Below are 6,434 nucleotides of genomic sequence, written 5' to 3'. Positions count from 1 at the left end.
TTACTTTTTATAAATATGTGAATGACATTAAAAATAAAGGAAGCAGATTGATGACAACGACATTCTTCCTTTATTTTTAATATTGAAGAGTGAATTTTGTGAAGGGTCATGATCATTTTTGCCGTTTGGAGAAGTCAACGAAACGGAATTTTTCGAGTTTATGACGACTATCTGTAAACTGAAATTGCTGTCCGTCTGCAAGATAGACTTTTGATTTGACAGAGACGACATGGTGGTCATTTCCAATGTTCATCAATATTTTATCGCGATTAGTGGCTGGATCAATTGTGATTTCTTTTTGGGCGTAAGAAATGTGTAGTCCCAGTTCATCTTCTAAATAAGCATAAATTGAATGCTCTGCAATTTCACGGTTAATAGAAGGGACAAAACTCTTATCAAGGTAATCAATATCCAAGACGGAGGCAATCCCGTCAACGACCCTTTGGCGAATAATCCGCCACACCAGACGGTATTCAGGAAAACCAGTAAGACTGGATAATTTTTTATCAACTGTAATTTTTTCTAACTGTATGACATTGGTTTTAGAATTCATTCCATGTTGCCGGACAAGTTCTTGGTAACTAGTTAGGTTGGAAACGGGAAAGTCAATCTGTTCTTGTTGGATGACTTTAGAGCCTTTACCTCTCCTTTTTTGAATGAGACCAGCTTTTTGAAGCAAATCAAGCGATTTACGAATCGTGTCACGGCTGACCTTGTAGGTCTGGACAAGTTCGTGTTCGCTAGGAAGATAATCATTTATCTGATATTTCTCGTTTAGAATATCTTGTTCTAAGAGTTTAAAAATTTGTTTATATTTTTTCATGATATCCTCACTTGTTTTCTTTTTAGCATACAACTAAATAAATTTTACCAAAAAAGAGCCTTTTTTACTACAAACATCTTGCAGACATCTTTGGTATCGTTTACAATAAATGTATCAATCAATTGTACAATGATGAAAAAAGAAGGAGAGTGTTAGGTTAAGCCTAGCCAAACAGAAAATGGGAAAATTTGAGAAAGACGCCAAGACGCTATTAGATGCTATCGGCGGCAAGGCGAATGTCTCAGCTGTCAGCCATTGTGCAACTCGGATGCGCTTTGTATTGGCAGATGAAAAGAAGGCAGACGTAAAAGCAATTGAAGCCATTCCAGCTGTAAAGGGAACTTTTACAAATGCAGGGCAGTTTCAGGTCATTATCGGAAATGATGTGCCGATTTTCTACAATGATTTTACAGCTGTTTCAGGGATTGAAGGAGTATCAAAAGAAGCAGCCAAAGCCGCTGCCAAAAGCAATCAGAATCCAGTACAGCGTGTCATGACAATGCTGGCGGAAATTTTCACTCCAATTATTCCAGCCATTATCGTTGGGGGGGCTGATTCTCGGTTTCCGCAATATTCTGGAAGGTGTGCAGATTCAGGCGCTCGGTCAAAAAATGGTTGACGGTGTTGCTCAGTTTGCTAAAGACGGTACTCCGATTTACAATACAATTGTGGATGTATCACAGTTCTGGAGCGGGGTAAACTCATTCTTGTGGCTGCCGGGTGAAGCGATTTTCCACTTCTTGCCAGTTGGTATTGTCTGGTCTGTTTCTCGTAAAATGGGAACCAGCCAAATCCTCGGTATCGTTTTGGGAATCTGTCTGGTGTCTCCTCAGTTACTTAACGCTTATGCAGTAGCTGGTACGCCAGCTTCAGAAATTGCTAAAAACTGGGTATGGGATTTTGGTTTCTTCACAGTTAGAAAAATTGGATACCAAGCACAAGTTATTCCAGCTCTGCTTGCAGGATTGTCGCTATCTTATCTTGAAATCTTCTGGCGCAAACGCATTCCAGAAGTTGTGTCCATGATTTTTGTGCCATTCTTATCCTTGATTCCAGCTTTGATTCTAGCGCATACAGTCCTTGGTCCAATTGGTTGGACACTTGGACAATGGCTGTCAACAGCGGTGCTTGCTGGTCTGACTGGTCCTGTTAAATGGCTCTTTGGTGCGATATTTGGTGCCCTCTATGCTCCGTTTGTTATCACTGGTCTGCACCACATGACCAATGCCATTGATACACAGCTGGTTGCAGATACAGGCGGTACGGCGCTATGGCCAATGATTGCCTTGTCCAATATCGCTCAAGGTTCAGCTGTATTTGCTTACTATCTGATGAACCGTCATAATGAACGTGAAGCACAGATTTCTCTGCCAGCAACGATTTCTGCTTATCTAGGTGTTACAGAACCAGCCCTTTTTGGGGTCAACGTGAAGTACGTCTACCCATTTGTGGCAGGGATGATTGGTTCTTCTATCGCAGGTCTCTTATCCGTAACCTTTAACGTAACAGCCAATGCTATCGGAATCGGTGGAATTCCAGGTATCTTATCTATCCAAGCTAAATACATGCTTCCATTCTTCCTTATTATGTTAGTAGCTATTGCAGTACCGATGATTTTGACTTTCTTCTTCCGCAAGACAGGCATGTTTACAAAGACAGAAGATGAAAGTGTCAAATCACCGCAAATTGAAGCCATTGACGAAGCAAAAGAAGCCGCTCCAAAAGTAGATTTTGCAGAAATTGCTAGCCCACTGGCTGGGGAAGTCAAAGAATTAAGCTAAGCAACCGACCCTGTCTTTGCTCAAGGCGTGATGGGACAAGGAGTTGTCATCCTTCCAAGTGAGGGAGAACTGGTGGCCCCTGTGAACGGGACGGTATCAGTGCTTTTCCCAACCAATCATGCTGTTGGAATCGTGTCAGATGAAGGTGTCGAATTACTCATGCATATCGGTATGGACACAGTTAATCTCGACGGCAAAGGTTTTGAAGCTCATGTGGCTCAAGGAGACAGAGTGAGCGTAGGTCAGAAACTGGTTAGTTTTGATATAGCAGCTATTCAGGAAGCTGGCTTAGTGACTGAAACACCTGTGATTATCACAAATCAAGAGCAATTTCAGGCTGATGAACAGAGAACATTACCGCGGACTGTCGAACGTGGAGATAAGCTGATGACAGCTACTCGAATCGGGTAAAATGTTTGATACGAGCTATGATGAGCAGGATTTTATCTAACGAATGGACAAATTTATCTCAGTAATCCATTTGCCTCACTGCTGGAAATCCAAGCAGCAATCTCTTAACGAGAGGCAAAAAAGCTCGTACAAAGAATAAAAGTAACGATAAAGGGGAGGAGCTTAAGCCCCGCCTCTTTCTTTTAGAAAATAGAAAAGGAAGACAAATGGCATTAGATAAGACAAAAGTCGTCTATCAAATTTATCCAAAATCATTTAAAGACACGACCGGCAATGGGATAGGAGATTTTCAAGGCGTTATTGAGAAAATTCCTTACCTCAAAGAATTAGGAGTGGATATGGTCTGGCTCAATCCTTTCTATCCCAGCCCGCAGCGTGATAATGGTTATGATATTTCAGACTACACGGCTGTCAACCCTCTTTTTGGGACGATGTCTGACTTTGAAGAGATGGTCCAAGTTGGGAAAGAATACGGCATTGACTTTATGCTGGATATGGTCTTAAATCATTGCTCGACCGAGCATGAATGGTTTCAAAAAGCTTTAGCTGGCGATCCGTACTACCAAGATTTTTTTTTCTGCGTGATGAGCCGACAGATTGGTTGTCTAAGTTTGGCGGCAGCGCCTGGGCACCTTTTGGCGACACTGGCAAGTACTACCTGCATCTCTTTGATGTGGACGCAGGCTGATCTCAACTGGCGCAATCCTCATGTTCGCGAAGAACTTTTCAAAGTTGTCAATTTTTGGCGGAACAAGGGTGTCAGAGGTTTTCGCTTTGACGTCATCAATCTGATTGGAAAAGATGAGGTGTTGGAAAACTGTTCGGAAAATGATGGTAAGCCTGCCTATACGGATAAGCCCATTGTACATGAATACCTACACATGATGAACGAGGCTACATTCGGTCAGGATGATTCATTTATGACGGTTGGAGAAATGAGTGCGACTACTATTGAAAACTGCATTCTCTATACAGATCCGGCACGTCACGAATTGTCTATGGCCTTTAATTTCCATCATTTGAAGGTGGATTATGAAAATGGTCAAAAATGGAGCTTGAAAAAATTTGATTTCGAGGAGCTCAACCGTCTTTTTCATACGTGGGGCAAGGAAATGAGTGACCATGATGGCTGGAGTGCTCTATTTTGGAACAATCATGATCAGCCACGTGCCTTAAATCGTTTTGTTGATGTTCAGCATTTCCGCAATGAAGGAGCAACTATGCTTGCGGCCAGCATTCATCTGTCTCGCGGGATGCCATATATTTATATGGGAGAAGAAATCGGCATGGTGAATCCAGACTATGACTCTATGGCAGATTATGTGGATGTGGAGTCTATCAATGCCTATCAGATGCTGCTGGAGCAAGGAAAAACACCAGAAGAAGCTTTTGCAATTATTCAGGCTAAATCTCGCGATAATTCTCGCACTCCTATGCAGTGGGATGATTCAGCGAATGCTGGCTTTACGACAGGCACCCCTTGGCTCAAAGCAGGGAAATCTTATCCTGAAATCAATGTTGAAAATGAGATGCAGGGCCCGATTTTCACTTTCTATCAAAAACTGATTACTCTTCGCAAGGAGCTTCCTATCATTGCCGAAGGCAGCTATCAACCAGCTTATGAAGACAGTCAGCAAGTTTATGCTTTTGAGCGTCAATTAGGTGACGAAAAACTTTTGGTACTCAATAACTTTTATCTAGATCCGATTACGATAGATATTTTACCAGAGTATCAAAATGGCGAAGTGCTCCTTTCTAATTATGAAGAAGCTCAAACAGCAGAAGTTGTAACATTAAGACCTTATGAAAGTTTGGCAATTATTGTAAATAAACACTAAATGCAGCAATAAATCCTAAAATCGACTGAATTGTTCAGCCGATTTTTTTAAATCCAAGAGAAAGCGCTTGCATTGTCCTTTTGTTTTATTTATAATAATTACGGTAGAAATACATCTCAAGGAAATTTGATTTCCAAATTATGATGTAAAGGAGAATATATGAAAAAAACTTCAAAACAATTGCCTGTATTGTTTGCGACAACTATTTTGTTAGCTAGTAGCGTTCTAAGTCCTGTTGTTCAGGCAAATGAGGCGAGCTCTTCAAGTTCAGAAACTTCTGTAACAACGACTTCAGAGTCTAGTTCTGTTGCTTCAACAACTCAGTCGCAATCATCAGAAACAACTTCTGAAAGTTCGGCAAGCAGTACGAGTAGTACGAATGAGCCAAGTAGCACAAGCGAAGAAACACCTAAGACAGAAGCTTCAAGCAGTGAAGCAAGAGCTACTACTTCTGAATTTACCGAGGTAGCCAATATTGGTCAAATTCAAGGCGAAGCACATGAATCGCCTTATAATGGGAAAAAGGTGCGCGTGTCAAGTGTAGTCGTCACTAAAACGGATCGATATGGCTTTTATGCACAAGACATCAAAGCTGACGGGAACACAAAGACTTCAGATGCTATCTATGTAGTTTCAAAGGAAAAAGTAGCCGTTGGAGACCGATTGACGATTGAAGGTGAAGTTAAAGAAGGTTACATGGAGTCGCTCAGCGTCCGTCCGGGGCAACAATTTAAAAAACCAGCTGATAGCTTAACTGTCACGCAATTGTTTGCTTCTAAGGTAACGAAAAACGGTACAGCCGCACTACCAGAACCAGTTAATATTTCAGATCGTATGCCAAAAGATATCGTGGATAATACTCCGACTACTTATGATCCAGAACATGATGCATTGGATTATTGGGAAAGTCTGGAGGGTATGTTGACAACAGTGAAAAAACCTCGTGTGCTTGGTCCGCAATATCGCGGGGATATCTACCTGTTACCTGCTGGATATCAAGAATTGCCGCTAAATAATATCGGTGGTGTCAATTTACGTCCGAATGCGCAAAATACGGCAACCATTCCGGTTTATGTAGGAAATAAGTTTATTGCCAAAGCCAAAGATTACTTTAATGAAGATGTTTCTGGTGTTGTAACTTATCGCAGCAAGGTTTATAAGTTGGAGCCAACGAAGTTGCCAGATCTGCAAGATGGCGGTCTGCAAGGAGAAGTTTCTAAACTTTATCCAAGTGAAGATAAATTGACGATTGCTTCTTATAATATTGAAAACTTCTCAGCAAACAATGCAGCGGGTGAAACACCTGACGCAAAAGTGGAGAAAATTGCCAAATCCTTTATCAATGAAATCCATAGTCCAGATATTATCACACTCATAGAAGTTCAAGACAATAATGGAAGCGTTAATGATGGTACTGTCAGCGGTGTGCAAAGCGGTGAAAAACTGGCTGCTAAAATTAAACAATTAGGTGGCAAAGAATATAAATATACCGAAGTCGCCCCTGTTGATGGAGCAGATGGTGGAAAGCCGGGCTCCAATATTCGTGTGGCTTACTTGTATAATCCTCAACGAGTGAAGTTA

At 41.4% G+C, this 6,434-nt stretch carries 2 protein-coding genes and 3 pseudogenes; 4 read left to right on the top strand and 1 reads right to left on the bottom strand.

Annotated elements, in window-relative coordinates; genetic code table 11:
* Nucleotides 1-112 precede the first annotated feature (112 nt).
* Nucleotides 113-823 carry a trehalose operon repressor gene (treR, locus tag HMPREF2887_RS05510; RefSeq protein ID WP_021001389.1) on the bottom strand — a complete coding sequence of 237 codons (711 nt, stop codon included), beginning with the start codon at nt 821-823 and terminating at the stop codon, nt 113-115.
* 178 nt (nt 824-1,001) lie between these two features.
* On the opposite strand from treR, the pseudogene treP reads away from it, so the two are divergent.
* The 4 genes and pseudogenes from treP to HMPREF2887_RS05495 all read left to right on the top strand — a co-directional run.
* Nucleotides 1,002-2,493: pseudogene (gene treP / locus HMPREF2887_RS05505) on the top strand (PTS system trehalose-specific EIIBC component); the annotation flags it as partial.
* Between the two features lie 66 nt (nt 2,494-2,559).
* A pseudogene (locus HMPREF2887_RS10670) lies at nt 2,560-3,015 on the top strand (PTS glucose transporter subunit IIA); the annotation flags it as partial.
* Nucleotides 3,016-3,221: 206 nt separating this feature from the next.
* Nucleotides 3,222-4,853 carry an alpha,alpha-phosphotrehalase gene (locus HMPREF2887_RS05500; protein WP_081026659.1) on the top strand — a complete coding sequence of 544 codons (1,632 nt, stop codon included), beginning with the start codon at nt 3,222-3,224 and terminating at the stop codon, nt 4,851-4,853.
* Nucleotides 4,854-5,012: 159 nt separating this feature from the next.
* Nucleotides 5,013-6,434 (top strand): annotated as a pseudogene (locus HMPREF2887_RS05495) (endonuclease); the annotation flags it as partial.

Source organism: Streptococcus sp. HMSC071H03, from assembly GCF_001813035.1.
Classification (GTDB): Bacteria; Bacillota; Bacilli; order Lactobacillales; family Streptococcaceae; genus Streptococcus; species Streptococcus anginosus.
Note: the sequence above shows the minus strand (reverse complement) of the source record. Positions and strands in the feature narration are given on the sequence as shown.